We start from the raw sequence: 16,897 nt of genomic DNA on the forward strand, positions 1-16,897 counted from the left end.
ATAGCATAATCAAGTCTTCAATTTCCTTAAGATTATTGTATTCCCACTTTTAACGAATAAGCCTTCTTTTTGCATCTGCGAAAATGCCCTCGATAAAGAAGGCCTTGTTACACCGAATAAATTGGCTAACTCTTCTAAAGTTAGAGGTATAGTTAACTCGTTGGATTTATTTTGCTGATTGTAAAGGTTTAAAAGATACATTGTGATTTTTTCTCTTATTGTATGAAAAGAGTTTACCCGTAATTTTGCAGTTACGAACTGAAACTTTTCCCCTATATCTTCAAGAAATGAAAGTAAAAGACCATTGTTACTTTGAAATAATCTTATTAAATCTTCTTTTTCAATATAAAGTATAGCAACATCTTTAACCGCTAAAACATCGACAGGTAGGAAATTATCTTTTGAAAATAACAAGGCAGAAGCTAAAATATCCGGAGATTTCATCCTTTCTACTTCTAAAATTTTCCCATTAAAATCAACCATTTCTGTGATAACTTCTCCTTCGATTAAGATTATTAATTTTTCAACTTTTTCCCCAGAAGTATAGATAAGGGAACCTTTTGAAAATTTTTTAATTGAATATCGAACATTACCAAAAATTTTCATCAATTCAGCTTTTGAAAAATTTTTAAATATCTTTAATTTACCTATCTTATCAATGTAGCTATCCATGATTCAATCACCTCAAAATTTAAAAAACAAAGTGCGTAACATTTGTTACTGACAAAATTACTCCGATTTAATTATACTTAAAATGAAAGGAAATTCAAAGTTTCTTCAATAAAGAAAGGTTTCAGTGGTAAAAAAATAAAATTTCAGATAGGAGGAAAGAAAAGATGGAGATGTTTTGTTATCAATGTCAGGAAACTTTAAGAAATGAGGCTTGTGTTGCTCAAGGTGTATGTGGAAAAAGTCCGGAAACTGCAAACTTGCAGGATCTATTGATTTACGTACTAAAAGGGATTTCCTATTGGGCTAATAAAGCAAGGGAATTGAACGTAGAAGATGAAAGTGTTGACCTTTTTGTTGCAGAAGGCTTGTTTGTAACAATAACGAATGTTAACTTTGATGAAGGAAGAATAGTTGAATACATAGATGAAGCACTAGATAAAAGAAGAATCATAGAAAATAAATTCAAAGAAGTTTATGAAAGAAAATACAACGAAAAATTTCAGGAAAAAGTACCTGATGCCGCAGTATGGAATCCGAAAGATAACAATGAAGACGAATACTTAAATAAAGCCGTTGAAGTAGGTGTTTTATCGGAATCAGACGAAGATATAAGATCGCTTAAGAATTTTCTTGTAATAGGTTTAAAGGGAGTGGCTGCCTACACCGATCATGCCTATATCTTAAAACACTCCAACGACGATATACTTGCATTCATCGAAAAGGCTTTGGCAGAAACCTTACGTGAAGATATCACCGTTGATGAATTAACGAATTTAGTGCTGAAAGTAGGCGAATATGGGGTAAACGCTATGGCTTTACTAGATGAGGCGAATACTTCTACCTTTGGAAATCCTGAAATAACCCAAGTTTACACAGGAACATACGAAACACCCGCTATTCTCGTCAGTGGCCATGATCTTTTAGATCTGTATGAAATTTTAGAACAAACTAAAGGTAAAGGAATCAAAGTATATACACATGGAGAAATGCTACCAGCAAACGCCTATCCAGGATTAAAAAAGTACGAACATTTAGCAGGAAATTTTGGAGGTTCTTGGTGGAAACAACAACAAGAGTTTGAAGATTTTGGTGGAGCTGTAGTAATGACAACGAATTGTATTCAAAAGCCAAGAAATTCCTACAAAGACAGAATTTTCACAACCGGACTTGTGGGATGGCCAGATGTTCAACATATACCAAATAGAAAAAAGGACGGTCAAAAGGATTTTACTCCCGTAATACAAAAAGCACTCGAAATTGGCCCCATCAAAAAAAGAGAGGGAAAAGCTATAACTATTGGATTTGCTCATGAACAGACAGCTCAAGTTGCTGATAAAATTGTCGAGGCAGTAAAATCTGGTAAAATAACCAAATTTTACGTCATGGGTGGTTGTGATGGAAGAAACAAAGATCGTGAATATTACACTAATTTTGCCAAAGATCTCCCAAAAAGTGCCGTTATTTTAACCGCAGGTTGTGCCAAGTACAGGTACAATATGCTAGATTTGGGGGATATTGATGGAATACCAAGGGTTATAGATGCAGGGCAATGTAATGATTCTTATTCATTAGTTTTAACCGCTTTAAAATTGAAAGAAGCATTCGATTTAAAGGATATAAACGAACTACCTATCGAATACAATATAGCTTGGTACGAACAGAAAGCTGTAACTGTTTTATTATCATTGTTGTATATGGGAGTAAAGGGAATAAGATTAGGTCCAACACTGCCTGCCTTTCTATCACCAAACGTTTTGGAGACGGTCGCAAAAACTTTTGATATAAAAACTATATAAATAATTTTATACGTATAAAAGGCGTCCAATCTTTGGCGCCTTTCTTTTTTTTAGTGGTTACAATTATAATTACTGATACAAATACAAGTTCCAAGAGGAATAAATATGATATAATATGAAAGGAAGGATTGCTAACTTTTTATAGGAGGGATAGAAGTGAATTTAAGTAATGCTCAATACTTAGAGATTTTAAACCATTCTCTTTCATCGGGGGGAGAGTATTCAGAAATCTTCTATGAAGATTTTTATGGTACCTCGATTGTTTACGATAACGGTAAAATTGAAAAAATAAATTTTTCAAGTACAAAAGGTGCAAGTATAAGGGTTGTATCAGCTGAAGAAACGATTTTTGCTCATACTAACGATCCCACATACGAGAATCTTATGAGTCTTGCCGAGACTTTGAGAAAGAACGCAAGTGAAAGGTTTGGCTCTAATAATATCGTAAAGGTTGAAGAATTGAAAGAGGCAGAAAAGAGGGATTTTGCCCCCTTTGAAATACCTTTTGACAATGTATCTGTAGAACAAAAAGTAGAAAAGGTTCTTAAAGGTGTAGAATTACTTAAGAATGCCGATAAACGCATCAAACAGATCACCGTTTCCTATGCAGATAGTAGTAGAAAGGTAAAAATAGTGAATTCAGAAGGGAAAATAGTTGAGGATATTAGAAATTATCCACGTTATGCTGCTATAATATTTGCACAGGACGAAGAAGGGAATTTGTTCAGAGGTTATTCCTCCGATGGAGCAAACATGGGATTTGAATTTTTTACAGATGAGATGATAGAAAAAGTAGCAAAAGACGCCGTCAGACAAGTAGTTTCACAAATAGAAGGAGTGGATGCTCCTGCAGGCGAATTCACGGTTGTTTTGTCTTCTGAAGCTGGAGGAACCATGATACATGAAGCATGTGGGCACGGTATGGAAGCAGACTTGGTACTTTCCGGTTCTGTGTACAGAGAAAAAGTTGGAAAGAAAATCGCTTCGGAAAAAATTACCGTTGTAGACGATGGAACAGATAAAAACAAAAGAGGGACCCTTAATTATGATGACGAGGGAACTCCTACCCAGAGGACCGTTTTAATTGAAAAAGGCGTGTTAAAAGGATACATGCACTCGAAAATAACTGCCAAAAAATTTGGTGTTGAACCCACAGGTAACGGTAGAAGGGAATCTTATATGGTGCTACCCATCGTTAGGATGAGAAACACGATGATCTTACCAGGAGAAGATGATCCACAAGATATAATTAAATCTGTAAAATACGGTATATTTGTTAGAAAGATGGGTGGAGGACAAGTTGATGTAATAAGTGGTGATTTTCAGTTTGGAGTTGATGAAGGTTATATTATAGAAAATGGTGAAATAAAGCAATCGATCCGTGGAGCGAGCTTAGTTGGCAACGGATTAAAAGTCTTAGAAAGCATAGATATGGTTGGTAATGATTTGGGATATGGTGTTGGAACCTGTGGTAAAGACGGTCAAGGGGCTCCAGTTTCCGATGCCCAGCCTACCATAAGAATACCGAAGTTAATTGTTGGTGGAATAGTAAAAGGGGGTAACAATTAATGACTAATATAAAATCAATTATAGAAAAATCCATGAAAGAGATAAAAAGTAAAGGGCTTAAAGGACAGATAAATGTGATTTCCACTGAAAGTAAGAATGCCTCTTTCAGTAATGGAAAGTTAGAACAGTTAACCGAAGGAGAAAAGGGAGCAGCAGGTATCAAAGTTATTTCTCCCGATGGAAGAACAGCCACATCGTCATCTAATATTTTAACAGAAGAAGGAATAATGCAAGCTGTTGAAAAAGCAATTGAAATGACTAAATATACAGAAAAAGACGAAGCAAACGACATATCAAATGACGAACAGTTTACATACATAGATTGGGCTTTCGATGCAGACACAAAGGATATGAATTTAGACGAGGTTATGAAATTAGCTCAAGAACTAGAAAAAAAGGCTAAGAGTGAAGATGAAAGGATAAAATTTGTTCGTGGTGCTGAGTATGAAGTTGCATTAACCAGGATTCATTTTGGCAATACGAATGGTCTTTACAAAAACGCTTTGTTTACAAACGCTGCCAGTTCGATTAGTTTAGCAGCAATTGAAGGAGAAGATTCCTCATTTGGTTTTGATTATCAATTATCTCAAAGCTACAGGCTTATAGACATAGACCGCATAGTGAAAAATTCTGTAGAAATGGCGGTATCAGGTTTAAAATCAGAGGTTTTAAGTTCTGGTAGATACGATATTGTCATGAGTCCTTTCGCTTCTAGTATGTTCCTAGGGACATTGATAACTCCTTTGTCGGGAGAAAATGTTTACAAGGGTAAATCTTTTTTGAAAGATGAATTAGGTGAGAAAGTAGCCAATTCAACGGTTACCCTCATACATGATCCTATGAATGGTTCTGCACCAATCATAGCCTCCTTTGACAATGAAGGAACCAATACCTCAAGATTCAACGTTATAGAAAATGGTGTCCTAAAAGGGTTCTTACATAATATATATTCTGCAAAAAAGTTGGGTGCAAAACCAACCGGCAACAGTTTTGCATCGGTGGAATCTCCAAATCCTTCCATTGGAACGATAAACCTTCATTTTATCGCTAACAAGACGAGAAAAGATATTTTGAATGTTCCAAAAGCTCTTTATGTCACCAACATAATGGGTATGCATACCGCCGATCCGGTTTCTGGAAGATTCTCTGTGCAAATAAGTGGAAGATTAATTGAAAACGGAGAGTTTGTAAGAAGTTTTAGAGGGATGACCTTAGCTGGAACGCTGGAAGAGTTGTTGAATAATTTAGAATATATAGGTTCTGATTTCAAGTATTTAGGTCCAGTAGCCGGTTCTACTATGTTGATAAGGGATTTAAGCGTGGGCGGTAAATAGAAGAAGAAGTCTAAAAAAGGAGTATAAGGCGTTTAATCGCTTTTAAAAGCGTTTAAACGCCTTTTTTTCGTCTTAATTGGGAATTATCTAGTTTGAGAAAGAAGGTATAATGTTGTAAGATATAATTGATAATGAAAAAAATTTCACACATTGTAGCAAATACACTGCAAGGAGGTTTTTAAATTGTACAAAGTAGGTATTTGGGGTTTTGGAGCAATGGGGAGTGGTATAGCAAAAAATATATTAAGTAAGAAAAATCTAAAATTAGTTGGTGTTCACGATTTCAGGGAAGAATATATCGAAAAAGATGTTGGAGAGTTGTTGGGTTTAGGAAAAATTGGAATAAAAGTTTACCCTGATCCTATAACAATGGTTAAGCAAACGGATCCAGATCTTGTTGTAATCGCTACTAACTCTTTTATCTCAGTGGTGAAGGATCAGATTATTTCTATATTAAAAGAAAACAAAAACGTAATTACCATTGCTGAAGAAATGGCCTTTCCTTTTTCAAAAGATCCAAAAGCTGCAAATGAAATTGACACCGTTGCGAAGGATCATAATGTATCGGTTTTAGGGACTGGCGTAAATCCAGGGTTTGTCCTTGATACACTAATTATAACGTTGACAGGAATATGTTTGAATGTGCAGAGAATTAAGGCTGCCAGAATTAATGATCTTTCGCCTTTTGGACCAACGGTTATGGAAACACAAGGTGTTGGAACAACACCAGAAGAGTTTAAACAAGGAATAAAAAGCGGAAAGATAGTAGGTCATATAGGGTTTGAACAGTCAATACACATGATAGCCAAGGCTTTGGGATGGGAAATTGATCGCATCGAACAAAAAAGAGAACCTATTATTTCTAATGTCATGAGGGAAACAAAGTATGTTAAGGTTCAACCAGGGATGGTAGCAGGGTGTAATCATACCGCAAAGGCATTTTACAAAAATGAACTGTTGATAGAACTTGAGCATCCTCAGCAGGTACTTCCCCATTTAGAAAACGTTCAAACAGGAGATTATATAACAATTCAGGGGGATCCTGATATTTCAATGGGTATAAATCCTGAAATACCAGGTGGCAAAGGTACCATTGCCATAGCTACCAATATGATTCCCTCTGTAGTTGAAGCTCGGCCTGGTCTGTTAACCATGGTGGATTTGCCAATACCAAGGGCTTTACTTGCAGAGGTTCACTGAAGGAGGTCAGATTTATGAAGATAAAAAAGGGTGACTGGGTTCAAATTCATTACATTGTTTTAAATCCTGAAGAAAGGGCTTCACATTTGCCGGAAGACACCAAAAAAGTACCTTTTGAAGTTAGAATAAAAGGTTTTTTGGAAGATGAAAAGGCTGAAATAGGCGATATCGTCACCATTAAAACCCCTATTGGAAGAATAGTTAAAGGAAAATTGGAAAAAGTTAATCCTAAATACGAGCATAACTTTGGGGAACCTATTCCCGAATTGTTAAAAGTTAACAAGGATAAACTGCCTCTGTCTGAAGACAGAGGCGAAAAGCCACCAGCCTAAATTCGAAATTTTGGAATGCTGGAGCCAGTTCCTTGACTCCGATGGGTGAGTATTGAATATCTTGATCAAATATCTTGAAAGGAGGAAGAAAAATTACTGCATTTCTTTTCCTACTAGGGTAATAAGCCTACTGCAGTAATTTTTTGAAAGAAATGGATAAATCTTACAAAGCGGTGATGGAAAGACAGGTAGAGATCATCAAAAAATCTGTAGGACTTGATTACAATAAATATGAAATAGAAGGAATCGCCTTTGATTATGAAAAGATGATGAATGAATCGGGTTTTTCAATCGAAGAAGTTGTAAGAATCCAAAAAGAAACAGGTGTTGGAAACACTCCCCTTGTTGAACTAAAAAATATAAACAAATTGATTAAAAAATTGTCTGATAAAGGGAAAGGTGCAAGGATCTTCGTTAAGGATGAACAAACTAACCCATCCGGTTCTTTCAAAGATAGAAGGGCTTCTATAAGTGTATATATGGCAAAAAAATTAGGGTATGAAGGCGTTATAGCAGCTACAAGTGGTAATTATGGTGCCGCTGTAGCTTCTCAAGCAGCTAAAAGAGGTTTAAAATCTATTATAATTCAAGAATGTTTCGATTCTCGAGGTGTTGGTCAACCTGAGATCTTAGAAAAAGAAAGGTCGTGTGCAGCTTATGGAAGTGAAGTTGTTCAAGTAAGTGTAGGACCAGAATTATTTTATTATACCCTTCTTCTTCTTGAAGAAACAGGATTTTTTAATGCATCGCTTTACTCACCTTACGGCATTACCGGAATAGAAACGTTGGGGGTGGAGATAGCTAATCAAACCAAAGAATTGACAGGGAAATTCCCAGATCTTGTTGTAAGTACCCATGCAGGAGGAGGTTTGACCACTGGAACTGCAAGAGGATTAAAAAAAGCTGGGGCAGATTCAACCAAGATTGTTGGGGCAAGCGTTGATTTAAGAGGCTTGCATATGGCTTCTGATAAAGATTTCAATAGAAAATCTTTTACTACAGGACACACAGGATTTGGGATCCCGTTTGCGGTCTTTCCTGACAGATCCGATGTTCCAAGGAATGCGGCAAGGGTGTTGAGGTATATGGACAGATATGTTCTTGTAACTCAAGGAGAAGTATTCTATATGACTGAATTACTCGCAAAACTCGAAGGGCTACAAAGAGGACCTGCTGGTAATACCTCGCTGGTGGCAGCTTTTGCTTTGGCAAGGGAAATGAATGAGGATGAAATAATAGTTGTAAACGAAACAGAATACACAGGAGCAGGGAAGTTACCAAGTGCCCAACTCACTTTTGCCAAAGAAAATGGGATTCAAGTAATATCAGGCGATCCAATAAAAGATGATAAACCAGGGGAAAGAATCGTGATACCTGAAGATCCTTCACAAATAGGCTACATTGAAATTCCAATGTCTCAATTGAAAGAATCGTATGTAAACCAGCTTATAAAAAGACTTGGAAAAACTGATTTCACTCAAAAAGAAATTCAATTCATATCAGAGGAAATAAGGGAAGATGAAGATTCGGTAATAAACTTGATTAAAAAGGCAAAGGAGGAGTCTTTGTGAAAGAAAGAGCCGATGACTTTCAGGAAAGGTCAAAGAAACTTCAAAACTTGACTGATGAGGAATTAGACAATTATTTTTGGAATTTAGTTGGAAAGGTAGTAGATCCCTTAGTAAATTTGGCAGAAACACATACCTCTCCTTCTATAGAAAGATCTGTCTTGCTGAGAATGGGGTTTAATTCCCTTCAGGCAAAGGCGTTGGTTGATAAGATTGTACAAGAAAATTTATTATCAAAAGGAGCAGGGAATGTGGTCTACAAAATCGCAAAACAAAAAAATATAGGAATAATGGAAGCGGGAGAGGCACTATTAAACGGTCGTTTTTGGGATGATGTTGAGAATATCTTTAGAGGTGGTGATACAAGTGAAACTTCAACCAAATGAAAAGATCAACATAGAAGAGATTTTAAACGATTTGGAACATTACACACCAAGAAGAAAAGGATGGACTTGGAGAAAAAAATTACCTGAAGGAACCAAAAAAAGCGATTTTAATTACTATGAGATAAGTGAGGATTTGAAAAACTCGATTCCTCTTCCTGCGGCCCATTACTTTGATAACCTAGACCCACAACCAGACACGGTGATAACATCGGAAATCGCTTCAGGAAGATTTGAGGAAGATGTTAGAAGAATGCGCATGGCTGCCTGGCACGGAGCAGATCATATTATGGTCATAAGAACACTTGGGCAAAGCCATATAGACGGTCTTATGGAAGGGACCCCTGAAGGTATTGGTGGGATACCGATAACGAGAAAACAGTTGAGGGCAACTAGAAAAGCGCTTGATCTAATTGAAGACGAAGTAGGTAGACCCATAAACTTTCACAGTTATGTTTCAGGTGTAGCAGGCCCTGAAATAGCTGTAATGTTTGCCGAAGAGGGGGTTAATGGAGCTCACCAAGATCCACAGTACAATATTTTGTACAGAGGTATCAATCCTATAAGATCTTTTGTGGATGCCGCTGTTGCAAAAAAAGTGATGGCTTGGGCGAATATACTCCAAATAGATGGTGCCCATAACGCTAACGCATCTGCTAAAAAAGCTAGAAACGTGATGCCGGAGCTTTTGGTCCAACATGCTATAAACTCGCTATTTTCATTAAAAGTAGGCATGAAAAAAGAAAATATCGCTTTATCAACCGTTCCCCCTGTAGTTTCCCCTTCTCCTGAGTTCAGAATCAACTTGGTCTATGCCGTTACATTGAGAGAACTGTTTAAAGGCTACAAGTTCAGAGCTCAAATGAACACAAGGTACATCGAATCTGATTTATTCGATGCCACAAGGATTCACGTTTTAAATACCCTCATTTCTCGGTTAACCTCTGCAGACATTCAATCAACTATTACTCCCGACGAAGGTAGAAATGTTCCATGGCACGTTAATTCTATTAGAGGTGTCGAAACGGCTAAACATACATTGATATCAGCGGATAATATTAAACAATACCTCAAAATCGATGAAGAACAAGTTAGAAAAGAAGTAAGAGAATTGAAGATGAGAGCTATATTGATGCTCGAAGAAATCATAGAAATGGGAGGATATTTTGAAGCATTGGAAAATGGCATGTTCGTAGATAACGGGTACTATCCTGAAAGAGCAGGAGACGGAATAGTCAGAAAAAAGAACGGAGAAATTGCGGCAGGCTCTGTTGTACCAAGGGATAAAGATTATATGGCACCCGTTTGTGAACATTTTGGGTACAACGCCTTACCTGAAGGATTAGATAAACCTTGTGATTTAATCGGTGGTTGTACCTTACATAATAGAGAAAAGATTCAATTTATTGACGAGTTAGATGAGAGTGATAATGTCGAAAAAAGATTGCAAGAAATAAAAGAATACAAAGAAAATAATCTTATAAAACCAGAAGTTGAATGGAGTTATGATGGTTGGATACAATTGGACATGACCATCCCTGAATCTGAAGAATACGCCAAAGCAGCGGCGGTTGAAATATGTAAAAAAATGGGACTCGAAGATATTCATGTTATTCATTCTGCCATTTTACATCCATCAGAAGGAACGTATCTCGAATTGAAGGCAAAGGTACCTTTCTTTGTTAAAAAGGATGAATTAGAGCTTCCCCAAAAGAACGAAGTGATGAGTGATGACGAGCTTTTTGAATTTTTTGGTAAACACAAGGTCAAAGTAGTAGCCGGAACGATAGGTAATGATGAGCACAACATTGGTATCAGAGAAATTCTGGATATAAAACATGGAGGTATAGAAAAATATGGAATAAGCTACGTTTACCTTGGTACTTCTGTGCCCCCAGAAAAAATCATAGATAGTGCGATAGAAGTTGGAGCCCAGGCGGTTTTAGCTTCTATGATTATTACTCATAACGAAGTTCATGTGGAAAATATGAAAAAATTACATGAAATTGCTGTAGAAAAAGGAGTTAGAGATAAATTATTACTTATCGTTGGAGGAACTCAGATAACCAATGATTTAGCGATCAATAATTACATGGACGCTGGCTTTGGAAGAGGTACCAAAGGGAATCACGTTGCCACATTTTTGGCTAAGAAACTAAAAGAAAGAGAGCAAAACGAATAATTTTTAATTAATTTATTCTTGCTTTAAATTTTTTTTTAGTGTAAAATTGAGATAGTGAAACCCTAATTCTTCCAAAGGGAGGAAAACTTGATGTCTTTTGAAATAGATACAAGGGTTTTAAAAAATGCTGTTCAATTAACCAGTAATGCTGTTTCAAGAAAAACAGCTAACCCTATTTTGAAAGGAATAAAATTGGCTGTAGAAGACGATGAGTTACACATTTATGCTACAGATTTGCAGACCGGTTTTCACAAATGGCTGAAGGTTAAAGATAGTGATGAAAACTTTTCTACAGTGGTGGAACAGACGATATTCTTGGAAATTCTATCAAATCTCACTTCTGAGACAATTACGATCACTTTGGATGGAGTTTTGAAGATTTCAGGTGGAAATTCTGTATTTCGATTACCTACCATGGATCCTGATGAGTTTCCTTCTCTTGCTTTTGACGTTACAGGGAGCTCAATTTCGCTAGATAGAACAGTTATTACTAATATGATTGATAAGGTAATTTTTTGTGCTTTAAAGGATTCTTCTTCCCTTTCACGCAATTTAAACGCCGTTTACTGGGACTTTAGGCAAGGAGGGTTTTTGAATTTAGTCGCCACGGATTCATATAGATTAGCCCTATCTGAAAGTAAGCTGGAAGATGACAATGTTCTTTCACCATTTCTTTTATCCTTAAAAAGTATGGATGAATTAAAAACGATACTTTCAGCAGCAAAGACAGAGAAGATAAAAGTAGTTCAAAGTGGTTCGCAAGTTCTCTTTGATTTTGAAGAAGATAATAACCAGCTGATTTTTAACGTTATAGATGCCGAGTTTCCTAATTATTTGGGTATAATTCCCCAGAGTTTTATAACAAAGATCAAGGCTAAAACCTCAGAATTTTTGGCTATTATGAAAAGGATGTCTATCACAGCTGGAAGTGAGGAATATACTTTATTAAATATTGAAGATGGAAGAATACAGTTTTATGCAAGTTCTCCCGATGTTGGCGAAGCAAAAGAAGAGATTGATGTTGAGCAAGAGGGAAGAAATCTTGAGATCGCTTATTCACCGAGATATTTCAGAGAAGCGTTAGAAAGAATAGAAACTGTGGAGTTTGAGTTCGATATATCCGATGAGGAAAAACCTACCATTTTAAAACCTATAGAAGACAACAGTTACATGTTTATAATAATGCCAAAAAGGAAAAGTTGAAGCATGTTAAAAATTGGTTTTGGTTATGATGTGCATCCTTTCGTTGAAAATAGAAGATTAATATTGGGTGGAGTTGTAATTAATCATCCAAAAGGTTATGGATTATTGGGCCATTCGGATGGAGACGTTTTTTTTTCATGCGATAATTGATAGTTTATTAGGGATGTGCGGTTTGGGGTCGATAGGGGAGTACTTTCCTGAAAGTAAAGAATTTGAAAATATTAATAGCTCTATACTTTTAGAAAAGACTATGGATTTGATAAGTAAAAGGTATGTTGTTAAGATAAATAATATAGATGCGCTAATCATATCTAATAGTGTGAAAATTAGTCCTATATCTGATCAAATAAAAAATAATACCTCACGCATCTTAAATTTAGAAGTGAGCCGAATAAACTTAAAAGGCAAGAGTGGCAATGGTCTAGGAATAGGCGGAAAAGACGAAGGTATAGAAGTTTATTGTACAACGTTAGGTGAGGTAGATGAAATATAAGCTCGTTCATAGCTTCGATATGACTCCCAAAGATATGATCAAAATTCAGAGACAGTTGGCTAAAGAGGTTAAATTAAGTTATTTCTCTGATGTACCAAACTTAGTAAGCGGTGTTGATCTTTCCTTTCAACAAGACGAAGGATTAGCTGTAATTGTAACGATGGATTTTAAGAAATTATCGGTGATCGATGTAACATATGCCGTGGATAAGATTACCTTACCATATATACCAGGCCTTCTTGCTTTTAGAGAGCTTCCTATCTTTTTAAAGGCTTGGGAAAAACTTCAAATTGAACCTGATATTGTTTTTTTTGATGGTCAAGGCTATGCCCATCCTAGAAGGATGGGCATAGCTACACATGCGTCTTTTTTTTATTGAAAAGCCTACTATAGGAATTGCTAAATCTAAGTTAATTGGTGAATACGAAGAACCCGGAAAGAAAAAAGGTGAATTCACATTTCTGTACCATAAAGATGAGAAAATAGGAATAGTGTTGAGAACAAGAGACAATGTGAAACCTGTATTTGTATCTCCTGGCAACTTGGTTGATTTCAAAAACGCTTTGGATTTTACTTATCATTTTGCCACAAAGTATAAAATTCCTGAGATAACTCGAAAGGCACACTTATACACTCAAAGTTTAAAGCAGAGGTGACGTTGTTGACCGAAAAGAACACGCGAAATTTTATATACATATCAATGATTCTATTTTCGATGGTCATGAATACTCTTGCTCCTCTTATGACTTCCATTCAAGAAAGATTTTCTGTTTCAATAACTATTTCTTCTTCATTACCGTTTATAAGTACCTTCGGTACCATGATATCCAACTTTATAGGCAGCTTTTTTATCGCCCAGATAGGCTATAAAAATTTCTTGATAGGTGCTTTAATTGTTCTAATTATGGGTTTGTTTTTATTTGTAACTGCATTTAGTTTCCCCATGGTAGTATTATCAGTTTTCTTGTTTGGAGTAGCCACAGGAGCCGCTTTTATGACTTTAACTTCCGCTTTTTCACATCTTGATAGAAAAATCCAAAATTTTGGATTTTTAAACGCGAGTTTTGGAATTGGGGGAATAATAGCACCCCTTTTGGTTAGCTTATTTTTAGTTATGAATTTAGATTTTAGATTTGTGTATTTTATACACTTAATCTTAATTTCGTTACTTTTTATTTTTGTTTTAATTTATAAACCCATTCAAAACATAAAGTATGAAGCGATTAAATTTAAAGAAGCCACAGGTATAATAAGGAAAAAATTTGTTTATTTGTCATTGTTGATATTCTTATTCTATTCGGGAAGTGAAATAGGCATAATAACTTGGAGTGCAAACCTTTTCCATGATGTTTTTAATTATTCTAAGGAATTTTCATCTATAATTATAAGTTTATTTTGGGTTGTTTTTACCTTTGGTAGGGCAATTACGGAATTTTTAAACAGAAAATTAACAGAATTGGGTACCATTTTGTACTTCTCTATTTCTCTTATAATAAGTCTTGCGTTGTTACTGATATTTCAACACTTTATTTTCTTTCTTTTCGTTGGTTTTAGTTTATCTGCCATTTTTCCAAGTATTCAAAAATACTCCAACCAAAATCTCCCAAAGAGAATCTTAGGGATGTACAATGGGTTGGCTTTTGGTTCCACTGGGATTGGAGCTATGATAATCGCAACTTCCATGGGGGTAATTGGTGATATTAATTTTAATATCTCCTACGCCATTCCTTTTTTTACTTTTGCCATCATCATTTTTATCACCCAAAAATTGGGTAAGGAGAAATTAGATAATGGCAATTGAAATTAAAAAGCGTACCCAAAGGGGGGAAGATGAAATATTCTAAGATAAAAACTGGCTGCATAGACGGTTTTAAAGTAGAAAATATCTTAGTAGAAATCGATGTAAACTCTCGTTCTACCCAACAGACATTCAAAATAGTAGGAATGCCTTCCACATCTGTTTTAGAAAGTGAGAAACGAGTTACCAGTGCCATTAGAAATACTGGGTTTACTATTCCTAACGGATCGATAGTTGCAAATCTTTCACCCACCTCTATGAGAAAAGACGGTTCACATTTTGACTTACCAATTGCTGTATCCTTGTTGGAAGCGTCTGGTCAGATAAAAGAATTAAGTGATGATTACTATATATTTGGTGAACTCGGTTTGAATGGAGAAGTTAGACCTGTTTCTGGGATATCTCTTTTTTTGATGTACATAAAAGAAAGAAATCAACAAGCAAAATTCATAATTCCACGCGGAAATCAGGGGGAAAGTAAATTTGTAGAAAAAAACGAAGTTATCGTTATAGATAATTTGAAAGATATCGAAAATATATCGCTGGGTATTTTGGATGAATACTCTCCAAAGTATGAGGATATTGTACAACCGTCTTACAACTTGGATTTTCGTGAAATCAAAGGTCAAATCTTTGCCAAAAGGGGTATAGAGATAGCAGCCAGTGGATTTCACAACGTCTTAATGAGAGGATCTCCCGGTTCGGGAAAAACAATGATAGCTAAAAGGGTTCCAACAATATTACCAGATATGACGAGGGAAGAAATCATCGAATCAACTATGATCTATTCAGTTGCTGGATATATGAACACGATAATCGATAAAAGGCCCTTCAGATCTCCTCACCACACAGCTTCAACGGCCTCAATAATAGGGGGAGGGGCCGTTCCGAAACCTGGTGAAATAAGCTTGGCTCACAATGGAGTATTATTCATGGATGAATTTCCCGAGTACCGTACGGATGTAATAGAGTCCCTAAGACAGCCTTTAGAAGACGGAGAAGTGACGGTAACAAGAGCAAAATCCGTTGCTAATTTTCCTGCAAGGTTCATGCTTATAGCCTCTCAAAATCCGTGTCCATGCGGATATTATGGAGATAAGGAGATTGAATGTACGTGTAGTTTGAACCAGATCTTAAATTACAACAGAAAAATATCAGGTCCTATATTGGATAGAATAGATATAAGAATAGATGTACCAAGGGTAAAAATTGACGAGCTCATGTCCAAGGAAGATGGAGAAAGCTCAGAAAAGATTAAAGAAAGAGTTTCAAAGGCTTCCCAAATACAGATAAAAAGGCAAAATAAATTGAATGGGAAACTTAGCAATAAAGAGCTGAAGAAATTTGCTGCTCTTACTGAAAAAGCGGAAGACTTTCTAAAACAAGCAGCTATCAATTTAAAATTAACTGCAAGATCGGTAAACAGGGTAGTTAGAATTTCGCGAACTATAGCTGACACTTTTGATTCAAGGAATGTGGAAATAAGTCATGTTTCGGAAGCCCTGAATTACAGAGGGAGAAAAATCATATGAGAAAAATATCTTCATTTTTTCTGTTACTTTTATTGGTATTAAGCGTAGTTTATGCTAATTCGCAAGAATTAATAACAATACCAGATATAGAAAACCTCGAAAAAGCAAAAGTTTCTTCTATATTCGATGGAGACACGATTAACACTTACCAGTACGCTGAAAGTATAAGATTGATTGGAATAGACACACCAGAGATCAAAGCTGGGAGTAAGCCCATTAGCGAGTATGGCTATAAGTCGTATCAATTTGTGAAAGATAGACTAATAAATGTTGCAAACAGGAACGTATATTTAGAGTTTGATGAGGATAAGTTTGACGATTATGGCAGAGTTTTGGCGTATGTTTATTATGAAGATGAAGAAGGTAACTTAGTATTATTAAACGAAGAAATATTAAAAAATGGATTAGCCCGACCGTTGTTTTATGAAGATACTTCAAAAAAGCAAGAAATATTTGTTAAAGCTTATATCCAAGCATATGAAGATAGAAAAGGCATCTTTGAAAAATATGATGATGAAAGTCTTGTCGTGGAATCTGATGCCTTAACCCAAAAGGATTTAGGTAGAATGCGGTGGGTGAAGGCCAAAGTAAAGGATGTTATAAAAGAAGGCGAAAATTATTACAAAATTATCTCTGAAGGCGAAGATTTTTACTATGGAATAAGAAAACAGGAGTTTGATGCCTTTTTTGACGGATACGATATCTATGATTTAGTTGGGGAAGAAGTTATGTTCTGGGGAGAAATATGGTTAGATCAAAGAACTGGGCAATACGAAATACTGGGAAGGGCTCCTTTTGAGATAAAAAGACTTTCGAATTAGCTGTAGTGGGAAGA

The 16,897-nt window shown here is 35.8% G+C and carries 17 protein-coding genes; 16 read left to right on the forward strand and 1 reads right to left on the reverse strand.

Annotated features, from left to right (window positions below):
- Positions 1-9: 9 nt before the first annotated feature.
- Positions 10-672, reverse strand: a complete 663-nt coding sequence (locus NAAC61_RS08680; protein WP_121567528.1) for a Crp/Fnr family transcriptional regulator — start codon at positions 670-672, stop codon at positions 10-12.
- Between the two features lie 164 nt (positions 673-836).
- Here NAAC61_RS08680 and hcp point away from each other — a divergent pair, with 164 nt between their 5' ends.
- The 16 genes from hcp to NAAC61_RS08750 all read left to right on the forward strand — a co-directional run bounded on the left by hcp (position 837) and on the right by NAAC61_RS08750 (position 16,883).
- Positions 837-2,468, forward strand: coding sequence for a hydroxylamine reductase (gene hcp, locus NAAC61_RS08685; RefSeq protein ID WP_199676880.1), 1,632 nt, complete (start codon positions 837-839; stop codon positions 2,466-2,468).
- A gap of 156 nt (positions 2,469-2,624) precedes the next feature.
- On the forward strand, positions 2,625-4,037 hold the full coding sequence (locus tag NAAC61_RS11095; protein WP_202695792.1) for a metallopeptidase TldD-related protein: 1,413 nt from the start codon (positions 2,625-2,627) through the stop codon (positions 4,035-4,037).
- Complete coding sequence (locus NAAC61_RS08695; protein ID WP_012208984.1) at positions 4,037-5,371, forward strand: TldD/PmbA family protein; 1,335 nt, start codon at positions 4,037-4,039, stop codon at positions 5,369-5,371. Before NAAC61_RS11095 ends, NAAC61_RS08695 begins: the two co-directional genes overlap by 1 nt.
- A gap of 183 nt (positions 5,372-5,554) precedes the next feature.
- A complete protein-coding gene (gene ord / locus NAAC61_RS08700) occupies positions 5,555-6,571 on the forward strand; it encodes a 2,4-diaminopentanoate dehydrogenase (protein ID WP_012208985.1) in 1,017 nt (338 codons plus the stop codon).
- A 14-nt stretch (positions 6,572-6,585) separates the two neighbouring features.
- Positions 6,586-6,903: a 2-amino-4-oxopentanoate thiolase subunit OrtA gene (gene ortA, locus NAAC61_RS08705; RefSeq protein WP_202695793.1), complete on the forward strand. Its 318-nt coding sequence runs from the start codon at positions 6,586-6,588 to the stop codon at positions 6,901-6,903.
- 152 nt (positions 6,904-7,055) lie between these two features.
- Positions 7,056-8,474 (forward strand): 2-amino-4-oxopentanoate thiolase subunit OrtB, encoded by a 1,419-nt coding sequence (gene ortB, locus NAAC61_RS08710; protein WP_012208987.1) that lies wholly within the window; start codon positions 7,056-7,058, stop codon positions 8,472-8,474.
- Positions 8,471-8,857: an ornithine aminomutase subunit alpha gene (locus NAAC61_RS08715; RefSeq protein WP_012208988.1), complete on the forward strand. Its 387-nt coding sequence runs from the start codon at positions 8,471-8,473 to the stop codon at positions 8,855-8,857. The genes ortB and NAAC61_RS08715 overlap by 4 nt, the downstream gene beginning before the upstream one ends.
- Positions 8,838-11,036: a D-ornithine 4,5-aminomutase subunit OraE gene (gene oraE / locus NAAC61_RS08720; RefSeq protein WP_012208989.1), complete on the forward strand. Its 2,199-nt coding sequence runs from the start codon at positions 8,838-8,840 to the stop codon at positions 11,034-11,036. The genes NAAC61_RS08715 and oraE overlap by 20 nt, the downstream gene beginning before the upstream one ends.
- Positions 11,037-11,126: 90 nt before the next feature.
- Positions 11,127-12,239, forward strand: a complete 1,113-nt coding sequence (gene dnaN, locus NAAC61_RS08725) for a DNA polymerase III subunit beta (protein ID WP_103065031.1) — start codon at positions 11,127-11,129, stop codon at positions 12,237-12,239.
- Positions 12,240-12,242: 3 nt separating this feature from the next.
- Positions 12,243-12,389, forward strand: coding sequence for a 2-C-methyl-D-erythritol 2,4-cyclodiphosphate synthase (locus NAAC61_RS11100; protein ID WP_255416414.1), 147 nt, complete (start codon positions 12,243-12,245; stop codon positions 12,387-12,389).
- A 22-nt stretch (positions 12,390-12,411) separates the two neighbouring features.
- The gene (locus NAAC61_RS08730; protein ID WP_273542587.1) at positions 12,412-12,732 is read left to right on the forward strand and encodes a 2-C-methyl-D-erythritol 2,4-cyclodiphosphate synthase; all 321 of its coding nucleotides are present in this window, start codon (positions 12,412-12,414) and stop codon (positions 12,730-12,732) included.
- Positions 12,722-13,111: an endonuclease V gene (locus tag NAAC61_RS11105; protein ID WP_273542588.1), complete on the forward strand. Its 390-nt coding sequence runs from the start codon at positions 12,722-12,724 to the stop codon at positions 13,109-13,111. Before NAAC61_RS08730 ends, NAAC61_RS11105 begins: the two co-directional genes overlap by 11 nt.
- Positions 13,092-13,388 carry an endonuclease V gene (locus NAAC61_RS11110; protein WP_273542589.1) on the forward strand — a complete coding sequence of 99 codons (297 nt, stop codon included), beginning with the start codon at positions 13,092-13,094 and terminating at the stop codon, positions 13,386-13,388. Before NAAC61_RS11105 ends, NAAC61_RS11110 begins: the two co-directional genes overlap by 20 nt.
- 5 nt (positions 13,389-13,393) lie before the next feature.
- Positions 13,394-14,533 (forward strand): MFS transporter, encoded by a 1,140-nt coding sequence (locus NAAC61_RS08740; RefSeq protein ID WP_202695794.1) that lies wholly within the window; start codon positions 13,394-13,396, stop codon positions 14,531-14,533.
- Between the two features lie 29 nt (positions 14,534-14,562).
- Positions 14,563-16,062, forward strand: coding sequence for a YifB family Mg chelatase-like AAA ATPase (locus tag NAAC61_RS08745; protein WP_103065035.1), 1,500 nt, complete (start codon positions 14,563-14,565; stop codon positions 16,060-16,062).
- A complete protein-coding gene (locus NAAC61_RS08750; RefSeq protein ID WP_103065036.1) occupies positions 16,059-16,883 on the forward strand; it encodes a thermonuclease family protein in 825 nt (274 codons plus the stop codon). Before NAAC61_RS08745 ends, NAAC61_RS08750 begins: the two co-directional genes overlap by 4 nt.
- Positions 16,884-16,897: the final 14 nt, after the last annotated feature.

Source organism: Petrotoga sp. 8T1HF07.NaAc.6.1, from assembly GCF_016772115.1.
GTDB lineage: Bacteria > Thermotogota > Thermotogae > Petrotogales > Petrotogaceae > Petrotoga > Petrotoga mobilis.